At 53.7% G+C, this 26,261-nt stretch carries 24 protein-coding genes and 1 other annotated feature; of the genes, 20 read left to right on the plus strand and 4 right to left on the minus strand.

Annotated elements, in window-relative coordinates:
* The first annotated feature begins 91 nt into the window (after positions 1-91).
* From yjjY to LH86_RS08610, 7 genes are all read left to right on the plus strand, one after another.
* On the plus strand, positions 92-232 hold the full coding sequence (gene yjjY / locus LH86_RS22555; RefSeq protein ID WP_085938930.1) for a protein YjjY: 141 nt from the start codon (positions 92-94) through the stop codon (positions 230-232).
* A 401-nt stretch (positions 233-633) separates the two neighbouring features.
* Positions 634-1,320, plus strand: a complete 687-nt coding sequence (locus tag LH86_RS08590) for a tRNA/rRNA methyltransferase (protein WP_039300288.1) — start codon at positions 634-636, stop codon at positions 1,318-1,320.
* Between the two features lie 196 nt (positions 1,321-1,516).
* Positions 1,517-1,585 carry a thr operon leader peptide gene (gene thrL / locus LH86_RS22000; RefSeq protein WP_071530522.1) on the plus strand — a complete coding sequence of 23 codons (69 nt, stop codon included), beginning with the start codon at positions 1,517-1,519 and terminating at the stop codon, positions 1,583-1,585.
* Positions 1,524-1,641: a sequence feature (Thr leader region), on the plus strand. It overlaps the preceding gene by 62 nt.
* Positions 1,642-1,666: 25 nt before the next feature.
* Positions 1,667-4,129, plus strand: a complete 2,463-nt coding sequence (gene thrA, locus LH86_RS08595; protein WP_039300290.1) for a bifunctional aspartate kinase/homoserine dehydrogenase I — start codon at positions 1,667-1,669, stop codon at positions 4,127-4,129.
* Between the two features lies 1 nt (position 4,130).
* Complete coding sequence (gene thrB, locus LH86_RS08600) at positions 4,131-5,060, plus strand: homoserine kinase (protein ID WP_008461668.1); 930 nt, start codon at positions 4,131-4,133, stop codon at positions 5,058-5,060.
* A 3-nt stretch (positions 5,061-5,063) separates the two neighbouring features.
* Positions 5,064-6,350 carry a threonine synthase gene (gene thrC / locus LH86_RS08605; RefSeq protein WP_039300292.1) on the plus strand — a complete coding sequence of 429 codons (1,287 nt, stop codon included), beginning with the start codon at positions 5,064-5,066 and terminating at the stop codon, positions 6,348-6,350.
* A gap of 212 nt (positions 6,351-6,562) precedes the next feature.
* Positions 6,563-6,823, plus strand: coding sequence for a DUF2502 domain-containing protein (locus LH86_RS08610; RefSeq protein WP_039300294.1), 261 nt, complete (start codon positions 6,563-6,565; stop codon positions 6,821-6,823).
* A gap of 48 nt (positions 6,824-6,871) precedes the next feature.
* On the opposite strand, the gene yaaA is transcribed toward LH86_RS08610, so the two are convergent.
* Both yaaA and LH86_RS08620 read right to left on the minus strand, forming a co-directional pair.
* Positions 6,872-7,645, minus strand: a complete 774-nt coding sequence (gene yaaA / locus LH86_RS08615) for a peroxide stress protein YaaA (protein WP_039300297.1) — start codon at positions 7,643-7,645, stop codon at positions 6,872-6,874.
* 72 nt (positions 7,646-7,717) lie between these two features.
* Positions 7,718-9,157 (minus strand): alanine/glycine:cation symporter family protein, encoded by a 1,440-nt coding sequence (locus LH86_RS08620; RefSeq protein WP_039300299.1) that lies wholly within the window; start codon positions 9,155-9,157, stop codon positions 7,718-7,720.
* 217 nt (positions 9,158-9,374) lie between these two features.
* On the opposite strand from LH86_RS08620, the gene tal reads away from it, so the two are divergent.
* The 3 genes from tal to LH86_RS08635 all read left to right on the plus strand — a co-directional run bounded on the left by tal (position 9,375) and on the right by LH86_RS08635 (position 12,461).
* Positions 9,375-10,328: a transaldolase gene (gene tal, locus LH86_RS08625; protein WP_039290154.1), complete on the plus strand. Its 954-nt coding sequence runs from the start codon at positions 9,375-9,377 to the stop codon at positions 10,326-10,328.
* Between the two features lie 109 nt (positions 10,329-10,437).
* Complete coding sequence (gene mog / locus LH86_RS08630; RefSeq protein WP_039300302.1) at positions 10,438-11,025, plus strand: molybdopterin adenylyltransferase; 588 nt, start codon at positions 10,438-10,440, stop codon at positions 11,023-11,025.
* A 125-nt stretch (positions 11,026-11,150) separates the two neighbouring features.
* Positions 11,151-12,461 (plus strand): MFS transporter, encoded by a 1,311-nt coding sequence (locus LH86_RS08635; RefSeq protein ID WP_039300305.1) that lies wholly within the window; start codon positions 11,151-11,153, stop codon positions 12,459-12,461.
* Between the two features lie 50 nt (positions 12,462-12,511).
* On the opposite strand, the gene satP is transcribed toward LH86_RS08635, so the two are convergent.
* Complete coding sequence (satP, locus tag LH86_RS08640; RefSeq protein WP_008461687.1) at positions 12,512-13,078, minus strand: acetate uptake transporter; 567 nt, start codon at positions 13,076-13,078, stop codon at positions 12,512-12,514.
* Between the two features lie 297 nt (positions 13,079-13,375).
* Between satP and dnaK the strand changes: the two genes are divergently transcribed.
* From dnaK to nhaR, 4 genes are all read left to right on the plus strand, one after another.
* Positions 13,376-15,298, plus strand: a complete 1,923-nt coding sequence (gene dnaK / locus LH86_RS08645; RefSeq protein WP_039300308.1) for a molecular chaperone DnaK — start codon at positions 13,376-13,378, stop codon at positions 15,296-15,298.
* An 84-nt stretch (positions 15,299-15,382) separates the two neighbouring features.
* Positions 15,383-16,516 (plus strand): molecular chaperone DnaJ, encoded by a 1,134-nt coding sequence (gene dnaJ / locus LH86_RS08650; RefSeq protein WP_039300311.1) that lies wholly within the window; start codon positions 15,383-15,385, stop codon positions 16,514-16,516.
* Positions 16,517-16,714: 198 nt separating this feature from the next.
* Positions 16,715-17,887, plus strand: a complete 1,173-nt coding sequence (nhaA, locus tag LH86_RS08655; RefSeq protein WP_039300314.1) for a Na+/H+ antiporter NhaA — start codon at positions 16,715-16,717, stop codon at positions 17,885-17,887.
* A gap of 66 nt (positions 17,888-17,953) precedes the next feature.
* On the plus strand, positions 17,954-18,847 hold the full coding sequence (gene nhaR, locus LH86_RS08660; RefSeq protein ID WP_008461693.1) for a transcriptional activator NhaR: 894 nt from the start codon (positions 17,954-17,956) through the stop codon (positions 18,845-18,847).
* A gap of 64 nt (positions 18,848-18,911) precedes the next feature.
* On the opposite strand, the gene rpsT is transcribed toward nhaR, so the two are convergent.
* Positions 18,912-19,175: a 30S ribosomal protein S20 gene (gene rpsT, locus LH86_RS08665; protein WP_008461694.1), complete on the minus strand. Its 264-nt coding sequence runs from the start codon at positions 19,173-19,175 to the stop codon at positions 18,912-18,914.
* Between the two features lie 326 nt (positions 19,176-19,501).
* On the opposite strand from rpsT, the gene ribF reads away from it, so the two are divergent.
* The 6 genes from ribF to rihC all read left to right on the plus strand — a co-directional run bounded on the left by ribF (position 19,502) and on the right by rihC (position 26,180).
* Positions 19,502-20,434, plus strand: coding sequence for a bifunctional riboflavin kinase/FAD synthetase (ribF, locus tag LH86_RS08670; RefSeq protein WP_039300317.1), 933 nt, complete (start codon positions 19,502-19,504; stop codon positions 20,432-20,434).
* A gap of 32 nt (positions 20,435-20,466) precedes the next feature.
* Positions 20,467-23,283, plus strand: coding sequence for an isoleucine--tRNA ligase (gene ileS, locus LH86_RS08675; RefSeq protein WP_039300320.1), 2,817 nt, complete (start codon positions 20,467-20,469; stop codon positions 23,281-23,283).
* Complete coding sequence (lspA, locus tag LH86_RS08680; protein WP_039290186.1) at positions 23,280-23,786, plus strand: signal peptidase II; 507 nt, start codon at positions 23,280-23,282, stop codon at positions 23,784-23,786. Before ileS ends, lspA begins: the two co-directional genes overlap by 4 nt.
* 3 nt (positions 23,787-23,789) lie before the next feature.
* Positions 23,790-24,260 (plus strand): FKBP-type peptidyl-prolyl cis-trans isomerase, encoded by a 471-nt coding sequence (gene fkpB / locus LH86_RS08685; protein WP_039300323.1) that lies wholly within the window; start codon positions 23,790-23,792, stop codon positions 24,258-24,260.
* Positions 24,241-25,191, plus strand: coding sequence for a 4-hydroxy-3-methylbut-2-enyl diphosphate reductase (ispH, locus tag LH86_RS08690; RefSeq protein ID WP_039300325.1), 951 nt, complete (start codon positions 24,241-24,243; stop codon positions 25,189-25,191). The genes fkpB and ispH overlap by 20 nt, the downstream gene beginning before the upstream one ends.
* Before the next feature lie 71 nt (positions 25,192-25,262).
* Positions 25,263-26,180, plus strand: coding sequence for a ribonucleoside hydrolase RihC (gene rihC / locus LH86_RS08695; RefSeq protein WP_039306015.1), 918 nt, complete (start codon positions 25,263-25,265; stop codon positions 26,178-26,180).
* The last annotated feature ends 81 nt before the right edge of the window (positions 26,181-26,261 follow it).

Here is a 26,261-nt window from a genome sequence, read left to right on the forward strand (position 1 = left end):
CTACCTAAAATTGCCAACTAAATCGAAACAGGAAGTACAAAAGTCCCTGACCTGCCTGTTACATGCCATAAATTAACATGCCGGGCTTAACATGACTAAAGTACGTAATTGCGTTCTTGATGCACTTTCCATCAACGTCAACAACATCATTAGCTTGGTCGTGGGTGCTTTCCCTTTGGACCCGACGGTGTCAAAAACGGCTGTTATCCTAACCATTTTAACAGCAACATAACAGGCTAGTGCTGCTTAGACACCTGATAAAACTACGCTTCGTTGACATATATCAATTTCAATTGTAGCACGTTAACAGTTTCATTAAATCATCGTAGCTCAATGCTAGCTTTTGTCACAACTTTTTAATAATCAATATCGTAAAGCGTTAAAAAAGTAAGCTGAATCTGGCCAGCGACGGTGATGAGCTTACGGAAAAATAAACCATGCTAAACAAGTGGATATAATCGGTATTTGCCCCATTCTCATGGTATATAATCACGTAAAAGCATAAGCTTAAGTTATAAGTTCATTGAAAGCCGTTGCCACAATATATGTTGCAACAAAGTAAATTTGCGATGCGTATTATCCAAATTTGTGCATCACTTCGCACGTTTTAACGAATTTTAGAAGAGAGTTCCAATGCGTTTGCCAATTATCCTGGTTTCACCGGCCAGAGCAGAGAACGTCGGGGCCGCGGCCCGGGCGATGAAGACCATGGGGTTTACGGAGATGAGGATCGTTGCCAGTGATGCGCATCTTCAACCCGCAGCGCGCTGGGTGGCGCACGGCGCGGGCGATATCCTTGATGGGATTCGCCACTTCGACACGCTCGCGGATGCCCTGAGTGACGTGGATTTTTCTATCGCCACAACGGCCCGCAGTCGGGCGAAATTTCATTACTACGCAACACCGCAACAGCTGGTGCCAATGCTTGAAGAAAAGCGCCAGTGGGTAGGATGCACGGGGCTAATTTTTGGCCGAGAAGATTCCGGGTTGACGAACGAAGAGCTGGAACTGGCGGATGTTTTAACCGGCGTGCCGATGGTCGCGGATTACCCGTCACTTAACCTGGGGCAGGCCGTGATGGTTTATTGCTACCAGCTTTCTGCTTTGATGCAGCAACCGCCTGTGGAAAACGTGGCCGGTGACGGGCAGCAATTGAATGCGCTGCGTTTGCGAATGGCGGCACTTTTGCATCGTCTTGAAGTCGCGGACGACCAAAAAATGGTCGATTGGGTTCAGCAGCGTTTAGGCCTGCTGGAGCACAGAGACACGGCAATGCTTCACCGTTTGCTTCATGACATCGAAAAAAAATTGCCAGAATGAAATCTTTTTGAATGTCTCTTTTTGAGACGTTCATCTAACTTATTGCGCTATTTACGCGCTTTTACTCCCATTTTTGGTGGATTTTTCAGCGCGACCGGGCAAGGCAATTTTTTGTGACAGAACTAAAAAAAATTGACTTGGTAAAGGGATTGCTTTAACCAATAGAGCTATCACAAATTTAGAGCACACAACATCCATGTTTCGCTTCAGCCTGATTACCACAATTATCACAACCACCATTACCACAGGTAACGGTGCGGGCTGACGCATACAGGTAAAAATGAAAAAAGCCCGCACCTAAACAGTGCGGGCTTTTTTTTCGGGAAAAAATCAAGGGGTCACAACAATGCGAGTGTTGAAATTCGGCGGTACTTCGGTGGCAAATGCGGAGCGTTTCCTTCGCGTTGCCGATATCCTGGAAAGTAATGCCAAACAGGGGCAGGTGGCGACCGTGCTGTCTGCTCCGGCAAAAATTACTAACCACCTTGTGGCGATGATTGAGAAAACCATCGGGGGCCAGGACGCTGTGCCGAATATCAGCGACGCAGAGCGTATTTTTGCTGAACTGCTGAATGGCCTGGCAGAGGCACAGCCGGGCTTTCCGCTGGCTGAACTGAAAGAGTTGGTGAATCAAGAATTTGCTCAGCTTAAGCATGTTCTGCACGGGATCAGCTTGCTGGGACAGTGCCCGGACAGCATCAATGCGGCGATCATTTGTCGGGGCGAGAAGCTGTCTATCGCTATCATGTCTGGCGTGCTGCAGGCTCGCGGCTACCAGGTGACCGTGATCGATCCGGTCGAGAAGCTGCTGGCGGTAGGGCATTACCTGGATTCCAGCGTGGATATCGCAGAGTCAACCCGCCGTATTGCCGCCAGCCGTATTCCTGAGGATCACATGATCCTGATGGCCGGGTTTACCGCCGGGAACGACAAAGGTGAGCTGGTTGTTCTGGGCCGGAATGGTTCCGACTATTCTGCCGCCGTGCTGGCTGCCTGTCTGCGAGCCGACTGTTGTGAGATCTGGACTGACGTCGACGGCGTTTATACCTGTGACCCGCGCCAGGTGCCAGATGCCCGACTGCTGAAGTCGATGTCTTACCAGGAAGCGATGGAGCTTTCCTACTTCGGCGCCAAAGTACTTCACCCTCGCACCATCACCCCGATTGCTCAGTTCCAGATCCCTTGCCTGATTAAAAATACCGGAAATCCGCAGGCGCCAGGTACGCTCATTGGCGACAAAAGCGATGACGAAGGGCTGCCGGTGAAAGGCATCACCAACCTGAACAACATGGCGATGTTCAGCGTCTCGGGCCCGGGAATGAAAGGCATGGTCGGCATGGCCGCACGCGTGTTTGCCGCGATGTCCCGTGCCGGGATCTCCGTGGTGCTGATCACCCAGTCGTCTTCTGAGTACAGCATCAGCTTCTGCGTTCCGCAGGCTGATTGCGGCCGCGCTCGCAAAGCGATGGAAGATGAATTCTATCTCGAACTGAAAGAAGAGCTGCTGGAGCCGCTTGCGGTGACCGAACGCCTGGCGGTTATCTCCGTCGTGGGCGACGGCATGAAAACGCTGCGTGGGATCTCCGCCAAGTTCTTTGCTGCCCTGGCCCGCGCGAATATCAATATTATCGCTATCGCACAGGGCTCTTCCGAGCGTTCTATCTCTGTTGTAGTCAATAACGATGATGCCGTGACCGGCGTGCGTGTGACTCACCAGATGCTGTTTAATACCGACCAGGTTATTGAGCTGTTCCTCGTGGGCGTTGGCGGGGTGGGCGCGGCTCTGCTGGAGCAGGTTAAGCGCCAGCAGGCGTGGCTGAAGGAGAAGCATATTGACCTGCGCGTTTGCGGCGTGGCGAATTCTAAAGCCCTGCTGACTAATGTGCATGGCCTGGATCTCGAAAACTGGCAGCAGGCGCTGGAGCAGGCCAAAGAGCCGTTCAATCTTGGCCGCCTGATCCGCCTGGTGAAAGAGTATCATCTGCTGAATCCGGTGATTGTGGACTGTACTTCCAGCCAGGCCGTGGCGGACCAGTATGCCGATTTCCTGAGCGAAGGTTTCCACGTGGTGACGCCAAACAAAAAGGCCAACACCTCGAGCATGAATTATTACCACCAGCTGCGTAATGCCGCGGAGAGTTCTCGCCGCAAGTTCCTCTACGACACCAACGTGGGGGCGGGCCTGCCGGTGATCGAAAACCTGCAAAACCTGCTGAATGCAGGCGATGAGCTGCAGCGTTTCTCCGGCATTCTTTCCGGGTCGCTTTCTTACATCTTCGGTAAGCTGGATGAGGGAATGAGCTTCTCGCTGGCGACCAGCACTGCGCGTGAAATGGGATATACCGAACCGGATCCGCGTGACGATCTTTCCGGTATGGACGTGGCGCGTAAGCTGTTGATCCTGGCACGTGAGACCGGGAGCGATTTGGAGCTTTCGGATATCGAGATCGAATCCGTACTTCCAGAAAATTTTGATGCAAGCGGAGACGTCGAGTCTTTTATGGCACGCCTTCCTCAGTTGGATGATGAGTTTACGGCTCGTGTGAGGAAGGCGCGTGACGATGGGAAAGTGCTACGTTACGTCGGCATTATTGAAGAAGACGGCAGCTGCAAAGTGAAAATCGACGCCGTAGATGGCAACGATCCGCTGTATAAGGTGAAGAACGGCGAAAATGCCCTGGCCTTCTACAGCCACTATTATCAACCGTTGCCGCTGGTGCTGCGCGGTTACGGGGCAGGTAACGATGTTACCGCCGCCGGTGTCTTCGCGGATCTGCTTCGCACCCTGTCATGGAAGTTAGGAGTTTAAGATGGTTAAAGTATATGCCCCGGCTTCCAGCGCTAATATGAGCGTCGGCTTTGATGTGCTGGGCGCGGCGGTATCGCCGGTTGATGGCTCGCATTTGGGTGATTACGTGACGGTTGAAGCGGCAGACAGCTTCAGCCTGACCAACCTTGGGCGGTTCGCCAGCAAGCTGCCGGATGAACCGCGCGAGAACATTGTTTATCAGTGCTGGGAGCGTTTCTGCCAGGAAATTGGCAAGACTATTCCCGTGGCGATGACGCTTGAGAAAAACATGCCTATCGGCTCCGGACTGGGCTCCAGCGCCTGTTCGGTGGTGGCTGGCTTGATGGCGATGAACGAATTTTGCGGTAAGCCTTTGAGCGACACACGCCTGCTGGCACTAATGGGTGAGCTGGAAGGGCGTATTTCCGGCAGCATTCACTACGATAACGTCGCGCCATGTTTCCTCGGCGGCATGCAGCTGATGATCGAAGAAAACGGCATCATCAGCCAGCAGGTGCCAGGCTTTGATGAGTGGCTGTGGGTACTGGCCTATCCGGGCATTAAGGTTTCAACCGCCGAAGCGCGAGCGATTTTACCTGCCCAGTACCGCCGCCAGGACTGCATTAGCCACGGTCGCCATTTGGCCGGTTTTATTCATGCCTGTCATACCCGCCAGCCTGCGCTCGCGGCGAAGCTGATGAAGGATGTGATTGCTGAACCTTACCGCGCCAAACTGCTGCCGAAGTTTGATGAGTCCCGTAAAGCCGTGGCGGATATCGGCGCGCTGGCTAGCGGGATTTCGGGTTCCGGCCCGACCTTATTTGCACTGTGCGATAACACCGATACCGCGCAGCGCGTGGCTGACTGGCTCAGCCAACATTATTTGCAGAACCAGGAAGGTTTTGTACATATTTGCCGTCTGGATACGGCTGGCGCACGAGTTTTGGGATAAGACATGAAACTGTACAACCTTAAAGATCACAACGAGCAGGTTTCCTTTGCACAGGCCGTTACCCAGGGGCTGGGCAAACAGCAGGGTCTGTTCTTCCCGCATGAGCTGCCTGAGTTTGAACTGACAGAAATCGACGCCATGCTGGAGATGGATTTTGTCAGCCGTAGCAGCAAAATTTTGTCCGCATTTATCGGGGATGAGATCCCGCAGGAGATTCTGGAAGAGCGCGTGCGTGCGGCCTTCGCGTTTCCTGCCCCGGTGAACATGGTTGAGCCGGACGTGGGTTGCCTGGAACTGTTCCATGGCCCGACGCTGGCGTTTAAAGACTTTGGCGGGCGCTTTATGGCGCAGATGCTGACTCACATCAGCGGCGACAAGCCTGTGACCATTCTGACCGCAACATCCGGCGATACCGGTGCGGCGGTGGCCCATGCGTTCTACGGCCTTAAGAATGTGCGCGTCGTTATTCTTTATCCGCGTGGGAAAATCAGCCCGCTGCAGGAAAAACTGTTCTGTACCCTCGGTGGAAATATCGAAACCGTGGCGATTGACGGCGATTTTGATGCTTGCCAGGCGCTGGTGAAACAAGCATTTGATGATGAAGAGCTGAAGGTGGCGCTGGGGTTAAACTCGGCAAACTCCATTAACATCAGCCGCCTGTTGGCGCAGATCTGCTACTACTTCGAAGCGGTAGCCCAGCTGCCGCAGGAAGCGCGTAATCAGCTAGTGGTCTCCGTGCCGAGCGGTAACTTTGGCGACCTGACGGCTGGCTTGCTGGCAAAATCCCTCGGCCTGCCGATTAAGCGCTTTATTGCCGCCACGAATGCCAACGATACCGTTCCACGCTTCCTTGCGGAAGGCCAATGGGCGCCTAAAGCGACCGTAGCCACGCTGTCCAACGCTATGGATGTTAGCCAGCCGAACAACTGGCCGCGCGTGGAAGAGCTTTTCCGCCGCAAAATTTGGCGCCTGACCGACCTTGGCTACGCCGCAGTGACCGACGAAACCACCAAAGACACGATGCGTGAGCTGAAGGCGATTGGCTATGTTTCCGAACCGCATGCGGCGATTGCTTACCGTGCCTTGCGCGACCAGCTTCAGCCTGGAGAGTTTGGGCTGTTCCTGGGCACCGCGCATCCGGCGAAGTTTAAAGAGAGCGTGGAAGAGATTCTGGGCGAAGCGCTGCCTCTGCCGGAAGAACTGGCGTCCCGCGCAGACCTGCCGCTGCTGTCCCACAACCTCCCGGCTGATTTTGCCGAACTACGTAAGTTCATGATGGTTAAAGCGTAATCCTGAAGCCCCATTTTGCTGGTCAGACTGGGGCGTTTTTCCCTGTAAATCAGGGAGAAAATAAGCAGGCATTTAGCAGGAAAAAAGGAGAAATTCCCATAAAATGCGGATGCTTAGAGATTAGGATTGCGGAGAATAACGCGGGCGTGATTTCCGACATAAGCTCATCTTAACGGGCCCACTGGGCCGGCTTAAGAAGTAAGGAGCAAGCTATGTTGAAATCCATTTTTCTGGCGTTGTCCCTGCTGGTGGTGACGCCGCTGGCGGTACAGGCGGGAGAAATCACGCTGGTGCCTGCCGTGACGCTGCACTTCGGCGATCAGGACAACCACGGGCGCTACTGGGACGGCCGTTACTGGCGAGATCACGACTGGTGGGCAAGGCACTATGAGTGGCGTGAACACCGTTGGCAGCGTCACGCAAGGTTCGATGGCCCACCGCCTTATCACCATGATAATCGCTGGGACAGATAACCGGCGCGAGTTCAAAGCAAAACGCCAGCTTAACGCTGGCGTTTTTTTCTACTGCTCGTGGCGCTTAAACACCAGTTCGTTTTTCTCTGACGCGTCTTCATCAAAGAAATAGCCGTCGGTATTAAACGCTTTGAGTTGTTCTGGCTTCGTCAGGCGATTCTCAATGATGTAGCGGCTCATTAGCCCACGTGCTTTTTTCGCATAGAAGCTGATGACTTTAAACTTGCCGTTCTTTTCATCGAGGAAAACGGGCTTGATGATCTCTGCGTTCAGCTTCTTCGGCTTCACCGCTTTAAAGTATTCATCAGACGCCAGGTTGACCACGATATTGTCGCCCTGGGTGGCCAGCACCTGATTCAGCTTCTCGGTGATCGTATCGCCCCAGAAATGATAAAGATCTTTGCCTTTCGGGTTTTCCAGGCGAATACCCATTTCCAGCCGGTAAGGCTGCATTAAGTCCAGCGGGCGCAGCACTCCGTACAGCCCGGAAAGCATACGCAGATGCTGTTGGGCGAAATCAAAGTCTGCATCGCTAAATTCTTCGGCCTGCAGGCCGGTATAAACATCGCCTTTAAAGGCGAGAATAGCCGGGCGCGCGTTTTGTGGCGTAAATGCCGGGTGCCACTCGTGGAAACGGGTTTCGTTAAGAGAGGCCAGCTTATCGCTGATGCTCATCAGGGAAGCAATTTGCGGGGCGCTTAGCTTGCGGGCAACGCTGATTAACTGCTGTGAGTATTCCAGCAGTTCTGGCTGTGTATAGCGGTCCGTCGGCAGCTCGCTTTGGTAATCCAGCGTTTTGGCAGGTGAGATAAGAATTAGCATGTCCACTCCTTGCATAGTTTGGCCGTTACTTTAGCAAATTTCCCGCCTGTCGCGGCCTATGGCTGCAATCAGCTAAGGTTTTTTTTCCACGTCTCTGTCCCAGACGCCGGGCGCCAGCTGGTTCTTAATCTCCGGGAAACGGTTGGGGTTGAAGATGGGCGAGATGCCCAGCTTTTGCTGGCGCAGATAATCTGCCGCTATCGTTTTCACCACCGGAGAAAGCAACAGGATCGCCGTGATATTGGTTAACGCCATAATAGCCATCGCCACGTCTGCCAGCTGCCAGACCAGCGGTAATGCGGCCTGCGTACCGAACATCACCATGGTAAGTACCATAAAGCGCAGTAAAAATTTCAGCGCGCGGCTGTCCTGGTTCAGGAACAGCAAATTGTTCTCGGCGTACGTGTAATTAGCCATGATAGACGTGAAGGCAAACAGGAAAACGATAACCACGATAAAGCCGCTGCCCCAGTCACCTACGGCTGAGTTGAGCGCCTGCTGAACCAGAATAATGCCGCTGCGTGACGTTTCTATGCCGTCCATCATGCCGGACATCAGCACAATGGCGGCAGTCGCGGTGCAGATAATCACTGTATCAATCAACACCCCAAACATTTGCACCACGCCCTGAGTGGCCGGATGTGGAGGCCATGCGGCTGCCGCTGCTGCGGCATTAGGCGTGGAGCCCATGCCCGCTTCGTTAGAAAACATCCCGCGCTGAAAGCCATTGGTGATGGCCTGGCTGACGGTATAACCCAGCGCGCCCGAAGCCGCTTCGTGCCAGCCGAAGGCGTGGCTGAAAATCAGCCTGATGACTTCGGGGAAACGTTCAATGTGTAGCCCCACAACATACAGGCTCATACATACCCAGAGTAATGCCATCAGCGGCACCAGCCACTGGGAGATCCGGGCAATGGTCCGCATCCCTCGCCAGATGACCAGTGCGGTAACAGTCACCAGGAAAAGGCCCACCCAGATTTTTGGCACATCAAACGCGTAGTGAGTGGCAATCGCAATGGAGTTGGCCTGTACGGCGTTGAATACCATGCCGAAGGCAACGATCAAAAAGACGGAAAACAGCACGCCCATCCAGCGCATACCAAGCCCACGCTCCATATACCAGGCAGGGCCGCCGCGGTAGTTTCCTTCTTTGTCGCGGGTTTTATAAAGTTGGGCGAGGGAACATTCTGCGAAGGCGGTGGCCATGCTGAGCACTGCGGCAACCCACATCCAGAACACCGAACCGGGGCCACCTGCGGAGATGGCTAGCGCAATGCCCGCAAGGTTGCCGCTGCCGACGCGCGCGGCAAGGCTGGTGCAAAGTGCCTGGAATGAGGATATTCCGGAAGGATCCGGCGAGTCGCTGTTGCGCAGGAAAAGGCGCAGCCGGGTAAAGTAACGGAACTGGACGAAGCCGCTGCGAAAGGTGAACCAGATGCCCGCGCCAATCAGCAGCCAAAGCAGGACGGATCCCCAAAGCACCTCGTTGATAAATAATAAAAAATCTGTCATTAACGTCCCTCTTGTTAATGCGTGATGGCGGCGAGGTTGACGGGCCCGTGCCATGCAATCCATTACGTTACAGATAAATTGGCGGTCGAGTTTAGCATATTCTCGCCCACTGGACGGACAGCACTTGTCGCGGTTGCACCTGATGGGCGGCGTGATATCATCAAGCCAGACCGGTTACATCTCCCTAACAAGCTACACCTGAAGAGAAACACTCATTATGACGGATAAATTGACTTCTTTGCGTCAACTGACCACCGTGGTTGCTGACACCGGAGATATCGCGGCAATGAAGCTGTACCAGCCGCAAGATGCTACTACCAACCCTTCTCTGATCCTTAACGCTGCGCAGATCCCTGAGTACCGTAAACTGATCGACGAAGCGATTACCTGGGCTCGTAGCCAGAGCAACGATCGCGCTCAGCAGGTGGTTGACGCTTCCGACAAGCTGGCTGTAAACATCGGCCTGGAAATTCTGAAGCTGATCCCTGGCCGTATCTCTACCGAAGTGGATGCTCGCCTGTCCTATGATACTGAAGCCAGCATCGCGAAAGCCAAACACCTGATCAAGCTCTACAACGACGCAGGTATCAGCAACGATCGCATCCTGATTAAACTGGCTTCTACCTGGCAGGGCATCCGCGCTGCAGAGCAGCTGGAAAAAGAAGGCATCAACTGTAACCTGACCCTGCTGTTCTCCTTCGCTCAGGCTCGCGCATGTGCTGAAGCTGGCGTGTTCCTGATTTCTCCGTTCGTTGGCCGTATCCTTGACTGGTACAAAGCTAACACCGACAAGAAAGAGTACGCGCCGCAGGAAGATCCAGGCGTGGTTTCCGTGACCGAAATCTACCAGTACTACAAGCAGCACGGTTATGAAACCGTGGTGATGGGTGCTAGCTTCCGTAACGTCGGTGAAATCATCGAGCTGGCTGGCTGTGACCGCCTGACCATTGCTCCTGCACTGCTGAAAGAGCTGGCAGAAAGCGAAGGCACCATCGAGCGTAAGCTGAGCTACACCGGTGAAGTGAAAGCGCGCCCTGAGCGTATCACCGAATCCCAGTTCCTGTGGCAGCACAACCAGGATCCAATGGCCGTAGACAAACTGGCGGACGGTATCCGTAAGTTTGCAATCGACCAGGAAAAACTGGAAAAAATGATCGGCGACCTGCTGTAATCATTCTCGTGGCCGGCTTCTGTCGGCCACGCTTTTCACCGCTTTCCCTGTCTGCAACGCCTTTCCCCGTGTATCATTCCACTCAGACTTGCTGATTTCCGGGATTGATATGAATACCTTACGCATTGGACTCGTGTCCATTTCAGACCGCGCTTCTAGCGGCGTTTATCAGGATAAAGGCATCCCTGCGCTGCAAGAGTGGCTTGAGCAGACGCTGACGACGCCGTTTAAAATAGAAACCCGTCTTATCCCTGACGAGCAATCCATCATTGAACAAGCGCTCTGCGAGCTGGTGGATGAAATGGCCTGCCATTTGGTGCTGACTACCGGTGGAACGGGGCCGGCGCGTCGTGACGTAACGCCAGATGCTACGCTTGCCGTTGCCGATCGCTTAATGCCGGGTTTTGGCGAGCAGATGCGTCAGATTAGCCTGCATTTTGTTCCGACGGCGATTCTCTCGCGCCAGGTGGGTGTCATTCGCAAACAGGCCTTGATCCTCAACCTTCCGGGGCAGCCAAAATCTATTCAGGAAACGCTGGAAGGCGTGAAAGATGAAAACGGCAAGGTTGTGGTGCCGGGAATTTTTGCAAGTGTACCGTATTGTATACAGTTGCTGGATGGCCCTTATGTTGAAACGCATGACCATGTGGTAGCAGCTTTCCGCCCTAAAAGCGCTCGCCGCGAGACAAAATCCTAAATAATTGGCTTTTGTGACATAAGATCGAATTGGTATGGAGTGTGAATATTTTACCGTTATAGTAACTCTGGCTTTACAGCTAAACGGAAAAAATAATTAACACTCCTCTTTACAAGCGGTCCCCTATGTCAAAACAGCACGCCAGACCTCTTAACCGGCAGGATTACAAAACCCTGACGCTTGCTGCCCTCGGTGGCGCCCTCGAATTCTACGACTTCATTATCTTCGTTTTCTTTGCGGCAGTGCTGGGAGAGCTCTTCTTCCCGGCTGATATCCCGGAGTGGCTGCGTCAGGTGCAGACATTCGCTATTTTCGCGGCCGGTTATCTTGTGCGCCCGCTGGGCGGGGTTGTGATGGCGCACTTTGGCGATCTGGTCGGCCGCAAAAAGATGTTTACCCTCAGTATTCTGCTGATGGCGGTACCGACGCTGGCCATAGGTTTGTTGCCAACGTACGCTTCGTTAGGTATTGCGGCTCCGCTGTTGCTGCTGCTGATGCGTATTCTGCAGGGGGCGGCAATCGGCGGCGAAGTGCCGGGCGCCTGGGTGTTTGTCTCTGAGCATGTGCCGGATAAGCGGATTGGTATTGCCTGCGGCATTTTGACGATGGGGCTGACCGTCGGCATTCTGTTGGGCTCCGTGGTGGCAACCATTATTAATACTTCCATGACCCAGCAGGCGATTCATGACGGCGGCTGGCGCATTCCTTTCTTCCTTGGGGGGATTTTTGGCCTGGTGGCGATGTACCTTCGCCGCTGGCTGCGTGAAACGCCGATCTTCCTCGAAATGCAGCAGCGTAAAGCGCTGGCCGAGGAGATGCCGCTGAAGTCAGTCGTGGTTGGACATAAAAAAGCGGTGGTTGTTTCTATGCTGCTGACCTGGCTGCTCTCCGCCTGCATCGTGGTGGTGATTTTGATGTCGCCGATCTGGCTGCAAAAACAGCATGGGATCGCACCTGCCTTAACGCTGCAGGCAAACAGTATTGCCACGATTATGCTGTGCGTGGGCTGCCTGCTGGCAGGGCTGGCGGCAGACCGTTATGGCTCAGGGAAAACCTTTACCGTCGGCAGCGTCTTGCTCGCCATCTGCAGCTGGATGTTTTATCACCTGAGTGGGACTTATCCGGAACATCTCTTCTTGCTGTATGGCCTGGTCGGGCTGAGCGTGGGCGTGGTTGGCGCGGTGCCATTTGTTATGGTGCGGGCGTTCCCGGCGCAGGTGCGATTCACCGGCATTTCGTTTTCTTACAATCTGTCCTATGCCATTTTTGGCGGCCTGACGCCGATTGCGGTCACCATGCTGATGGGCGTTTCGCCGATGGCTCCGGCCTGGTACGTGCTGGCGCTTGCCATTGTGGGTTTAGTGATGGGGATTTGGCTGAGAAAGGATATTCATCATCAGGACAAGATAGAGGAAAGGGCGCTGACGCCTTCCTGAATAAAAAACGCGGAGCAGGGCTCCGCGTTTTGCTTTCCGCGAAAGAAAGATTAGTGTTTTTCGCCGATCGGCAGCACGGTACGGCCAAACTGCTCGTTCAGCACTTCACCCATTGCCAGGTAAATAGCGCTTGCGCCACACACCAGGCCAATCCAGCCCGCGACTTTCACCATACCTTCGTTATCTGCCAGGTGGCCAATAGCCAGCAGGGCAAACAGCACGGTCAGGCTGGCAAACACGAACTGCAGCATACGTGGTGCTTTCAGGGTGCCGAAGAACATGAACAGGGTGAAGACACCCCACAGGCCCAGGTACGCGCCAAGGAAGTGGCCGTTGGCCGCATCGCTCAGGCCCATTTTAGGCATCAGCAGAATCGCCACCAGCGTCAGCCAGAAAGAGCCGTAAGAGGTGAAGGCGGTTAAACCGAAAGTGTTCCCTTTTTTAAACTCCAGCAGGCCCGCGAAGATTTGCGCGATACCGCCGTAGAAAATCCCCATCGCGAGGATAGTAACGTCAAAACCAAAAATACCTGCGTTATGCAGGTTGAGCAAAATGGTGGTCATGCCGAAGCCCATTAAGCCCAGGGGAGCTGGATTAGCCAACTTAGTGTTGCCCATAGTTCCTCTGAAAAATTCATCTGAAATGTAGTGTTAATTAATGCCCCGCGGCCGGGAGTCCGGTTGCGGGCGCGGCATAATAATCAGGCAGCACGCTGCCGTCTATGATCTGAGCGGGGGGAAAGCGGAAAATTTTTTTTCACCTGCCCCTTGATGGCAAGCGTTGCGACCCCATCTTGTATGCAACCGCAGTTGGCGGACCTGAAAAAAAACGCTTCGGGCAGTTGAAACAGACGCTTTTGCCCGCATAACAGGTTCACAACCACATGATGACGAATTTTTAGTGGAGACGTTTAGATGGGTAAAATTATTGGTATCGACCTGGGGACTACTAACTCTTGTGTCGCGATTATGGATGGTACAACTGCTCGTGTGCTGGAGAACGCCGAGGGCGACCGCACCACGCCTTCTATCATTGCTTACACGCAGGACGGCGAAATCCTGGTAGGTCAGCCGGCTAAACGTCAGGCAGTGACTAACCCGCAAAACACTCTGTTTGCGATTAAACGCCTGATTGGCCGTCGCTTCCAGGACGAAGAAGTGCAGCGTGATGAAGCCATCATGCCTTACAAAATCATCGGCGCTGACAACGGCGACGCATGGATTGACGTAAAAGGTCAGAAAATGGCACCGCCGCAGATCTCTGCTGAAGTGCTGAAGAAAATGAAGAAAACCGCGGAAGATTACCTGGGTGAGCCGGTAACTGAAGCTGTTATCACCGTACCTGCATACTTTAACGATGCTCAGCGTCAGGCAACCAAAGACGCCGGCCGTATCGCAGGTCTGGAAGTGAAACGTATCATCAACGAACCAACCGCTGCCGCTCTGGCTTACGGCCTGGATAAAGAAGTCGGCAACCGTACTATCGCGGTTTACGACCTCGGTGGTGGTACTTTCGATATCTCTATTATCGAAATCGACGAAGTTGACGGCGAGAAAACCTTCGAGGTTCTGGCAACCAACGGTGATACCCACCTGGGTGGTGAAGACTTTGACAGCCGTATGATCAACTACCTCGTTGACGAGTTTAAGAAAGATCAGGGCATTGACCTGCGTAACGATCCGCTGGCAATGCAGCGCCTGAAAGAAGCGGCAGAAAAAGCAAAAATCGAGCTTTCTTCTGCACAGCAGACCGACGTGAACCTGCCGTACATCACTGCAGATGCGACCGGTCCAAAACACATGAACATCAAAGTGACTCGTGCGAAACTGGAATCCCTGGTTGAAGACCTGGTCAACCGTTCTATCGAGCCGCTGAAAGTTGCCCTGCAGGATGCTGGCCTGTCCGTTTCCGATATCCAGGACGTTATCCTGGTCGGCGGTCAGACTCGTATGCCAATGGTGCAGAAAAAAGTTGCCGAGTTCTTCGGTAAAGAGCCGCGTAAAGACGTTAACCCGGACGAAGCTGTTGCTATCGGTGCAGCGGTTCAGGGTGGTGTTCTGACGGGTGAAGTGAAAGACGTATTGCTGCTGGACGTTACCCCTCTGTCTCTGGGTATCGAAACCATGGGCGGCGTGATGACTGCACTCATCAACAAAAACACCACTATCCCGACCAAGCACAGCCAGGTGTTCTCTACTGCGGAAGACAACCAGTCTGCGGTAACCATCCACGTGCTGCAGGGTGAACGTAAACGTGCTGCGGATAACAAAGATCTGGGCCAGTTTAACCTTGACGGTATTAGCCCGGCACCGCGCGGTATGCCACAGATCGAAGTCACCTTCGACATCGATGCTGACGGTATCCTGCACGTTTCCGCAAAAGACAAAAACAGCGGTAAAGAGCAGAAGATCACCATCAAGGCATCTTCTGGTCTGAACGAAGACGAAATCCAGAAAATGGTTCGTGATGCAGAAGCTAACGCCGAAGCTGACCGTAAGTTCGAAGAACTGGTTCAGACCCGTAACCAGGGCGACCATCTGCTGCACAGCACCCGTAAGCAGGTTGAAGAAGCAGGCGACAAACTGCCGGCTGACGACAAAACCGCTATCGAGTCTGCGCTGACCGCGCTGGAAGCGTCCCTGAAGGGCGAAGACAAAGCGGACATCGAAGCTAAAATCCAGGCGCTGGCTGAAGTTTCCCAGAAGCTGATGGAACTGGCTCAGCAGCAGCACGCTGAGCAGCAGGCTGGCAATGCCGCAGATGCAGGCCACGCCAACGCCGGCAAAGACGACGATGTTGTTGATGCCGAGTTCGAAGAAGTTAAAGATAAAAAATAATCGCCCTGATGCAGGGTAATTAACCGGCACGGGCGCGGAGTTTACTCCACGCCCGTGCTCGTATGTTAAGGGCAGAAAAAAGAGATGGCGAAGAGAGACTATTACGAGGTTTTAGGCGTTCCGAAGTCAGCGGAAGAGCGTGAAATCAAAAAAGCTTATAAGCGCCTGGCGATGAAGTTCCATCCGGACCGTAACCAGGGCGATAAAGAGGCCGAGGCGAAGTTCAAAGAGATCAAAGAAGCCTACGAAATCCTGACCGACGCTCAAAAACGTGCGGCCTACGACCAGTACGGCCATGCTGCGTTTGAACAAGGTGGTATGGGCGGTGGCGGCGGCTTTGGCGGCGGTGGTGCCGACTTCAGCGATATCTTTGGCGACGTATTTGGCGACATTTTTGGTGGCGGACGCCGCCAGCGTGCGTCCCGCGGTGCAGACCTGCGCTACAACATGGACTTAACGCTTGAGGAAGCGGTTCGTGGCGTCACCAAAGAGATCCGTATCCCGACGCTCGAAGAATGCGAAGTTTGCCACGGCAGCGGCGCGAAGAAAGGGTCTTCTCCGCAGACCTGTCCAACCTGTCACGGCCAGGGTCAGGTGCAAATGCGCCAGGGCTTCTTTACCGTGCAGCAAAGCTGTCCGCACTGTCAGGGCCGCGGCACTATCATTAAAGATCCGTGCAACAGCTGCCACGGCCACGGCCGCGTAGAGAAAACCAAAACGCTGTCGGTGAAAATCCCGGCAGGCGTGGATACCGGGGACCGTATTCGTCTGTCTGGCGAAGGCGAAGCGGGCGAACACGGCGCGCCATCAGGCGATCTGTACGTTCAGGTTCAGGTGAAACAGCACCCGATCTTCGAACGTGAAGGCAATAACCTCTACTGCGAAGTGCCGATCAACTTTGCAATGGCTGCGCTGGGTGGGGAAATTGAAGTTCCAACTCTCGACGGTCGCGTTAACTTGAAGGTTCCAGGCGAAACGCAAACCGGCAAACTGTTCAGAATGCGCGGTAAAGGCGTGAAGTCCGTACGCGGCGGTGCGCAGGGCGATCTCCTGTGCCGCGTTGTTGTTGAGACGCCGGTCAGCCTGAACGAAAAGCAGAAAAAGCTGCTGCGTGATTTAGAAGAGAGCTTCGGCGGCCCTACCGGGGCGAATAACAGTCCGCGTTCAAAGAGTTTCTTCGACGGGGTGAAGAAATTCTTTGATGATTTAACTCGGTAATTTCTTCCTGTTGTTATGCTTAAAAAAACCTGAACTGCTTCATTCGGTTCAGGTTTTTTTTATGCCTCTTTATATCGATCGGTTTTTTCGATCATTACTTGCAATATAAGCTGTTTTTAACGATGTGTTATTATCGCTATGCTGGCTACCCTATTAGTGTTCAGGATGAATACGCTACTTAGAGAGTTGAGTGAAATAATGACTAAAAATCTGCAACGTTTTTTTCAGAATGATGCCGCGGGCGGTATTTTTTTGATTGTTGCCGCGGCACTGGCAATGCTACTGGCAAATATGGAGTCGACCAGTGCTGGCTACGAGGCGTTTCTTGCCACGCCTGTTGAAGTGAGAATTGGGCCACTGGATATCAGTAAAAACCTGCTGTTGTGGGTGAATGATGCCCTGATGGCGATTTTCTTCCTGATGATTGGCCTTGAGGTGAAGCGGGAAATGGTCATCGGTTCACTGGCCGATCGCCGTCAGGCGTCATTCCCGGTCATTGCCGCCTTCGGTGGGATGGTCGTACCGGCTCTGCTTTATCTGGTTTTCAACTATGCTGATCCTGTAGCGCGTGAAGGGTGGGCGATACCTGCCGCAACCGACATCGCCTTTGCTTTGGGGATCCTGGCGCTTCTGGGCAATCGTGTTCCGCTGGCGTTGAAAGTCTTCCTGATGGCGCTGGCGATCATCGACGACCTTGGCGCGATTGTAATTATTGCGCTGTTTTATACTCACGATCTCTCGATGATGTCGCTCGGTATAGCTGCTGTGGCCATTGTGGCATTGGCATTGCTGAACCTGTTTAACGTGCGACGTACCGGAGTCTACATTCTGGTGGGCGTAATATTGTGGGCTGCGGTATTGAAATCAGGCGTGCATGCCACGCTTGCGGGCGTGATTATTGGCTTCTTCATTCCACTGAAAGAAGAGAAGGGACGCTCACCAGCTCAGGACCTGGAGCATGTGCTGCATCCATGGGTAGCCTTCCTGATCCTGCCGCTGTTTGCTTTTGCTAATGCAGGGGTTTCCCTCAGCGGAGTGACAGTACAGGGGCTAACGTCGCTTCTGCCGCTGGGTATTATGGCCGGGTTGTTCATCGGTAAGCCGCTAGGCATCAGCCTGTTTTGCTGGCTGGCGCTCAAGTTTAAACTTGCCTCACTGCCAGAGGGAACAAGCTTCAGGGACATCATGGCGGTAGGCGTGCTCTGTGGCATAGGGTTTACGATGTCGATCTTCATCGCTTCGCTAGCCTTTGGCGACGTTGATGCGGAGCTGATCACCTGGGCGAAGCTGGGAATTCTGCTGGGCTCGTTGCTCTCTGCCGTCGTCGGTTACATGATGCTAAAAGCACGATTGCCTAAGGCGACTTCATGACGTTACTGGCTGCCGGATCATCGTCAGATGATCCGATAATGGATTAATTATCAGGGAGTGAAGGGCATGTCCCATATCAATTACAATCATCTTTATTATTTCTGGCACGTTTGCAAAGAAGGTTCGGTTGTCGGTGCCGCTGAGGCATTGTTCCTGACCCCACAAACGATCACCGGGCAAATCAAAGCGCTTGAAGAGCGCCTGCAGGGCAAACTATTCCGCCGTCAGGGCAGGGGACTTGTCCCTTCGGAGCTGGGGCAACTTGTGTTCCGCTACGCCGACAGAATGTTTACCCTGAGCCAGGAAATGCTGGATATCGTTAACTACCGTAAAGAAGCTAACATTTTGTTTGATGTTGGCGTGGCGGATGCGTTATCCAAGCGTCTGGTTAGCGGCGTGCTGGATGCGGCCGTGGTCGAGGATGAGCAGATCCACCTGCGCTGTTTTGAATCTACCCATGAAATGCTGCTGGAGCAGCTTAGCCAGCATAAGCTGGATATGATCATTTCGGACTGCCCGATTGATTCAACTCAGCAGGAAGGGTTGTTCTCAGTGAAACTCGGTGAATGCGGCATTAGCTTTTGGTGCCAGGGGCCAAAGCCTGAACTGCCTTTCCCCGCCTGTCTGGAAACCAGACGTCTGCTTATTCCTGGGCGTCGCTCAATGCTAGGGCGGAAACTGCTTAACTGGATTAACATCCAGGGACTGAAGATTGAGATTCTGGGCGAGTTTGATGATGCCGCGCTGATGAAGGCGTTTGGCGCCGCCCATAACGCTATCTTTGTGGCGCCGACGCTGTATGCGCAGGATATCTATAGCGATGACGATATCGTCGAGATAGGCAGAATGGATAACGTGCTGGAGGAGTACCATGCCATTTTTGCCGAACGAATGATTCAGCATCCTGCGGTGCAGCGTATCTGTAGCAAGGATTACTCAGCGCTGTTTAAAGTTGACTGAATCACAGGCATAAAAAAACCGGCGTTAGCCGGTTTTTTTATCAAAGCTCACAGCAAAAAGGCGATTAAGCCAGTTTGTTGATTTGCGCAGTCAGGTTTGCTTTATGACGCGCAGCTTTGTTTTTGTGGATCAGACCTTTAGCAGCCTGACGGTCCACGATTGGTTGCATTTCGTTAAATGCTTTCTGTGCAGCAGCTTTATCGCCAGTTTCAATCGCTGCGTATACTTTCTTGATGAAAGTACGCATCATAGAGCGACGGCTTGCGTTGTGCTTACGAGCCTTTTCAGACTGTACGGCACGTTTCTTAGCTGATTTGATATTAGCCAAGGTCCAACTCCCAAATATGATCTATGTGGACAATTCAAAGGCCGAGGAATATGCCCCGTTAGCCTTCTTTTGTCAATGGATTTGTGCAAATAAGCGTCGTTAAATTTCCGACACCTCTTACGTGTGATGGCGCGGATTCTACCAGCATCAGGCTTCGGAATACAGTCTTTCGCATCAAAATTCGTCAAGACAAATGCGAAGTCTGCGCAAAGTGCTTCCCAGCACAATGAATTCATTCAAGCTTTACGTTAAAGGCGCTAATCGCCGGTTAACCTTAATCGCGGTAGTTGGTATAATCCGCCAATTTCCACTGTTTTGAGCCAGCCATGAAGCTGATACGCGGTATACATAATCTGCGCCGGGAGCACCACGGGTGTGTACTCACCATTGGTAATTTCGACGGCGTGCATCGTGGCCACCAGGCGCTATTAAAAGGTCTGTGCGAAGAGGGGCGTGCGCGCAACCTTCCGGTAATGGTCATGATTTTTGAGCCTCAACCGCTCGAATTGTTTGCACCGGAAAAAGCCCCTGCCCGGTTGACTCGTCTGCGAGAAAAGCTGCGCTACCTGGCCGAATGTGGCGTGGACTACGTGCTGTGCGTGCGCTTTGATCGCCGCTTCGCCGCGCTGAGCGCACAAAACTTTGTGAGCGACCTTCTGGTTGATCGACTCGGGGTAAAATTCCTCGCGGTGGGTGATGATTTCCGCTTTGGCGCTGGTCGCCAGGGGGATTTCTTGTTATTACAGAAGGCTGGCCGCGAATACGGTTTTGATATCACCAGTACCCAAACGTTTTGTGACGATGGGGTGCGTATCAGCAGTACTGCGGTGCGCCAGGCGCTGGCCGATGATGACCTGCAGCAGGCAGAAAACCTGTTAGGACATCCGTTTATGATCTCCGGCCGCGTTGTGCATGGGGATGAGCTGGGCCGTACTATTGGCTTCCCGACCGCAAACTTGCCGCTGCGTCGCCATGTTTCCCCGGTAAAAGGGGTTTATGCGGTGGAAGTCTCTGGCCTTGGTGAAAAACCGATTGCCGGCGTGGCAAACATCGGTACTCGCCCTACGGTGGCGGGAATACGCCAGCAGCTTGAAGTCCATTTACTGGACGTTGTAATGGACCTTTATGGTCGCCATATAGAAGTAGTGCTGCGTAAAAAGATACGTAATGAGCAGCGATTTGCTTCACTCGATGAGCTGAAGGCACAAATCGCCAGAGATGTGGTGTCAGCCCGAGAATTTTTTGAGTCAAATGCCTGAAAGGCTAACCGAAATACGGAACCGAGAATCTAATGAGTGACTTTAAATCTACCCTAAATTTGCCTGAAACAGGGTTCCCGATGCGCGGCGATTTAGCCAAGCGCGAACCGGGTATGCTGGCGCGTTGGAATGATGACGATCTGTACGGCATCATCCGTAATGCGAAAAAAGGCAAAAAAACCTTTATTTTGCATGATGGCCCTCCTTATGCGAACGGTAGCATTCACATTGGTCACTCAGTTAACAAGATTCTGAAAGATATTATTATCAAGTCTAAAGGGCTTTCCGGCTTCGACTCGCCGTACGTGCCGGGCTGGGACTGTCACGGTCTGCCAATCGAGCTGAAAGTTGAACAACTGATCGGCAAGCCGGGTGAGAAAGTGTCCGCCGCCGAGTTCCGTGCCGCATGCCGTAAATATGCCGCCGAGCAGGTTGATGGCCAGCGCGAAGACTTCATCCGTCTGGGCGTGCTGGGCGACTGGTCGCGTCCTTATCTGACCATGGATTTCAATACTGAAGCCAACATCATTCGTGCGCTGGGTAAAATCATCGGCAATGGCCACCTGCACAAAGGTGCCAAGCCGGTTCACTGGTGCGTGGACTGCCGTTCTGCGCTGGCGGAGGCCGAAGTTGAGTATTACGACAAAACGTCCCCGTCCATCGACGTAACGTTCAATGCCGTTGATGCTGATGCGGTAAAAGCTAAGTTTGGTGCCTCTGCCGTCAATGGCCCGATCTCTCTGCTTATCTGGACCACAACGCCGTGGACCCTGCCTGCTAACCGCGCTATCTCTTTGGGCGCCGAGTTCGATTACGTGTTGGTGCAAATTGAAGGCCAGGCGCTGATCGTGGCGAAAGACCTGATGGAAAGCGTGCTGAAGCGCGCTGGCGTAACTGATTATCAGGTTCTCGGTACTGTTAAAGGGGCTGAGCTTGAGCTGCTGCGCTTTAAGCACCCGTTCATGGGCTTTGACGTCCCGGCTATTTTGGGCGATCACGTAACTCTGGACGCGGGTACCGGTGCGGTACACACCGCCGGTGGCCACGGTCCGGACGACTACACCATCAGCCAGAAATACGGCCTGGAAATCGCCAACCCGGTTGGTCCGGACGGGAGCTATCTGCCGGGGACCTATGAAGGCCTGGACGGTGTTCAGGTGTTCAAAGCGAACGACCTGATCGTAAATATCCTGCGTGATAAAGGTGCCCTGCTGCACGTTGAAAAACTACTGCACAGCTACCCACACTGCTGGCGCCACAAAACGCCGATCATCTTCCGTGCAACGCCACAGTGGTTTATCAGCATGGATCAGAAAGGCCTGCGCGCGCAGTCCCTGAAAGAGATCAAAGGCGTGCAGTGGATCCCTGACTGGGGCCAGGCGCGTATCGAATCTATGGTGGCAAACCGCCCTGACTGGTGTATCTCGCGTCAGCGTACCTGGGGCGTGCCGATGTCTCTTTTCGTGCACAAAGAGACTGAAGAACTGCACCCACGTTCGCTCGAGCTGATGGAAGAAGTCGCTAAACGCGTTGAGCAAGACGGCATCCAGGCGTGGTGGGATCTCGATCCGCGCGACATCATGGGTGATGACGCGGACAACTATGTTAAAGTGCCGGATACCCTGGACGTTTGGTTCGATTCAGGATCTACTCACTCTTCCGTTGTTGACGTGCGTCCAGAGTTCCACGGCCATGCGGCGGATATGTACCTGGAAGGTTCGGATCAGCATCGCGGCTGGTTCATGTCCTCCCTGATGATTTCCACGGCGATGAAAGGCAAAGCGCCTTACCGTCAGGTGCTGACCCACGGCTTTACCGTGGATGGTCAGGGCCGCAAGATGTCCAAATCTATCGGCAACACCGTTAGCCCACAGGACGTGATGAACAAACTCGGCGCGGACATTCTGCGTCTGTGGGTGGCATCTACCGATTACACTGGCGAAATGGCCGTTTCCGACGAGATCCTGAAACGCTCAGCTGACGCTTACCGCCGTATCCGTAACACCGCCCGCTTCCTGCTGGCCAACCTGAACGGCTTCAATCCTGAAACCGACATGGTGAAACCGGAAGATATGGTGGTGCTGGATCGCTGGGCAGTTGGCTGCGCGCAAGAAGCTCAGGCGGATATCATTGCTTCTTACGAAAGCTACGATTTCCACGAAGTGGTGCAGCGCCTGATGCGCTTCTGCTCCGTCGAAATGGGCTCGTTCTACCTCGACATCATCAAAGACCGCCAGTACACCGCGAAAGCGGACAGCGTGGCGCGTCGCAGCTGCCAGACCGCGCTGTACCACATTGCTGAGGCGTTGGTTCGCTGGATGGCGCCGATTATGTCCTTCACCGCCGACGAAATCTGGGGCTACCTGCCAGGCTCGCGCGAGAAGTACGTGTTCACCGGCGAATGGTATGAAGGTCTGTTTGGCCTGGCGGAAAGCGAAGCGATGAACGGTGAGTTCTGGGACACGCTGCTGACCGTTCGTGGCGAAGTGAACAAAGTTATCGAGCAGGCCCGTGCTGATAAGCGCATCGGCGGTTCTCTGGAAGCGGCAGTCACGCTGTACGCTGACGCAGAGCTGGCGGCTAAGCTGAACAGCCTGAGCGACGAATTACGATTTGTCCTGTTGACCTCCGGGGCTGCGGTTACCGATTATGCGCAGGCGGGTGAAGACGCTCAGCAGAGCGAAATCCTCAAAGGGCTGAAAGTGGCTCTGCGTAAAGCCGACGGTGAGAAGTGCCCGCGCTGCTGGCATTACACCACCGATATCGGTCAGGTAGCGGAGCACGCAGAAATCTGCGGCCGCTGTGTCAGCAACGTAGCCGGTGACGGCGAACAACGTAAGTTTGCTTGATGAAACCCATTTTCTCTACCGGATTGCGCTGGCTGTGGCTGGTGGTGGTAGTGCTGATTGTGGATCTGGGCAGTAAATATCTGATCCTCCAGCATTTCATGCTGGGGGATACGGTATCCCTGTTCCCTTCCCTGAATTTGCACTATGCACGTAACTACGGCGCTGCGTTTAGCTTCCTGGCCGACAAAGGCGGCTGGCAACGCTGGTTCTTCGCGGGTATCGCTATCGGTATTTGTGTGGCACTGGTGTGGATGATGTATCGCGCTAAAGCCAGCCAGAAACTGAATAACATTGCCTATGCGTTAATCATTGGCGGTGCGCTTGGGAATCTGTTCGATCGTCTGTGGCACGGTTTTGTCGTCGACATGATCGATTTCTACGTTGGCGACTGGCATTTTGCCACCTTCAATCTGGCCGATACCGCAATTTGTATCGGCGCGGCGCTGATTGTGCTGGAGGGATTCTTTGTCTCCTCCGACAAGCCCGCGAAGCAAAAAGGGTAATCCATGGCTGAGTCCGTACAAACCAATAGCGCGGTGCTGGTGCACTTTACGCTTAAGCTTGAGGATGGCTCCACCGCGGAGTCAACCCGTGCTAACGGTAAGCCTGCGCTGTTCCGCCTTGGGGATGAAACATTGTCGCCAGGCCTGGAAGACCAGCTGGTTGGCCTGAAAGCTGGCGACAAAAAAGCATTCTCGCTGGCGCCTGAAGCAGCTTTTGGCATTCCAAGCCCGGATATGATCCAGTACTTCTCACGCCGTGAGTTTGTCGAAGCGGGCGAACCGGAGCCGGGCGCGATCATGCTCTTTACCGCAATGGATGGCAGTGAAATGCCGGGCGTGGTGCGTGAAGTTAACGGTGATTCGATCACCGTAGACTTTAACCATCCTCTAGCCGGGCAGACTATTCATTTTGATATTGAAGTGCTGGAAGTTGATCCGGTCCTGGAGGCGTTGAATGCAGATCCTGTTGGCTAATCCCAGAGGCTTTTGCGCTGGGGTCGACCGCGCTATCAGCATTGTCGAAAATGCGCTGCAGATTTACGGCGCACCTATCTACGTTCGTCACGAAGTGGTGCATAACCGCTATGTGGTGGACAGCCTGCGCGAACGTGGAGCGATTTTTATCGAGCAAATTAGCGAAGTGCCGGACGGCGCTATCCTGATTTTCTCCGCGCACGGTGTTTCCCAGGCGGTGCGTAACGAAGCGAAGAGCCGTGAGCTGACAGTTTTCGATGCCACCTGTCCGTTAGTGACTAAAGTGCATATGGAAGTGGCGCGAGCCAGCCGCCGTGGTGAAGAGTCTATTCTGATTGGCCATGCCGGCCACCCGGAAGTGGAAGGCACCATGGGCCAGTACAGCAACCCGAAAGGGGGCATGTACCTGGTGGAGTCACCGGACGATGTCTGGACGCTTGAGGTCAAAGACGAAAGCAATCTGTCGTTTATGACCCAGACTACGCTTTCTGTGGACGATACCTCGGATGTGATTGACGCTCTGCGTCAGCGCTTCCCAAAAATTATCGGCCCGCGCAAAGACGACATTTGCTATGCCACGACCAACCGTCAGGAAGCGGTTCGGGCACTGGCCACTGAAGCTGATGTTGTTCTGGTGGTAGGCTCCAAAAACTCTTCTAACTCCAACCGTCTTGCCGAACTGGCGCAGCGGATGGGGAAAGCCGCCTGGCTTATTGATGATGCTTCTGATATTCAGGAAGCATGGCTCAAAGACGTGAATTGCGTTGGCGTTACCGCCGGGGCCTCTGCGCCTGATGTATTGGTGCAAAACGTCATCACCCGCCTGCGCGAACTTGGCGGTAGTGAAGCTCAGGAACTGACAGGGCGCGAAGAGAACATCGTCTTTGAAGTGCCGCGTGAACTGCGCGTGGACATCCGTGAAGTGGATTAGCGTCGCCGGTTTCCGTTTATGAGAAGATGCCAGCTGGTGTATGCCCGCTGGCATTTTTTATGGAGAACAGCATGACCAGAACCCCGATTATTCTTGATACCGACCCCGGTATCGACGATGCGGTTGCTCTTGCCGCGGCTTTATTTGCCCCCCAGCTTGATTTGAAACTCATCACTACCGTGGCTGGAAATGTCTCGGTGGACAAAACCACGCGTAATGCCCTCCAACTGCTGGAGTTTTGGCAGAAAGAGACGCCCGTGGCGAAAGGGGCTTCCGTCCCACTGCTGCGCCCACTGCGGGATGCAGCTTACGTGCACGGCGAGTCGGGAATGGAAGGGTATGTCTTCACCGCAACATCTCGTCGTGAACTGCCTATTCCCGCATTCCAGGCCATGTACGATTGTCTGAAAAGCAGCGACGAGCCGGTGACTCTGGTTACCATTGGTCCACTGACGAACGTCGCCATGCTGCTGACGCAGTACCCTGAATGTAAGACGCGTATTAAACGCGTAGTCATGATGGGCGGCTCTGCAGGGAGGGGCAACTTTACGCCGACGGCTGAATTTAATATGGCCATTGATCCCGAGGCGGCAGCACGCGTCTTTGACAGCGGGCTGGATATCGTCATGTGTGGGCTGGATGTGACAAATCGTGCAATGCTTGCGCCTGAATTTCTGGCTCAGCTACCAGCCTTGAATCGCACCGGGAATATGTTGCACGCGCTATTCAGCCATTACCGCAGCGGCAGTATGGAAACCGGGCTTCGAATGCATGATTTGACTGCCATTGCATGGCTGGTGAAGCCCGAGCTATTCCAGACATTCCCCTGCTTTGTCGCGGTAGAAACGCACGGCACTTATACCAGCGGAACGACGGTGGTGGATCTCGAACATCGTCTCGAACGCCCGGCCAATGCGCAGGTTGCGTTGGATATCGATGTTCCCGGTTTTCAGGCGTGGGTTTCTGAGGTTCTGGCGTTGGCACCGTGAATAATTATCCCATTAAAAACAGGGGAATTATCTGCGTTATTGATAACTGCCGGGCTATGACAGTAAATTCTAATTATGGGT

The sequence above is a fragment of the Cedecea neteri genome (assembly GCF_000758325.1).
In the GTDB taxonomy this organism is placed as follows: Bacteria; Pseudomonadota; Gammaproteobacteria; order Enterobacterales; family Enterobacteriaceae; genus Cedecea; species Cedecea neteri_B.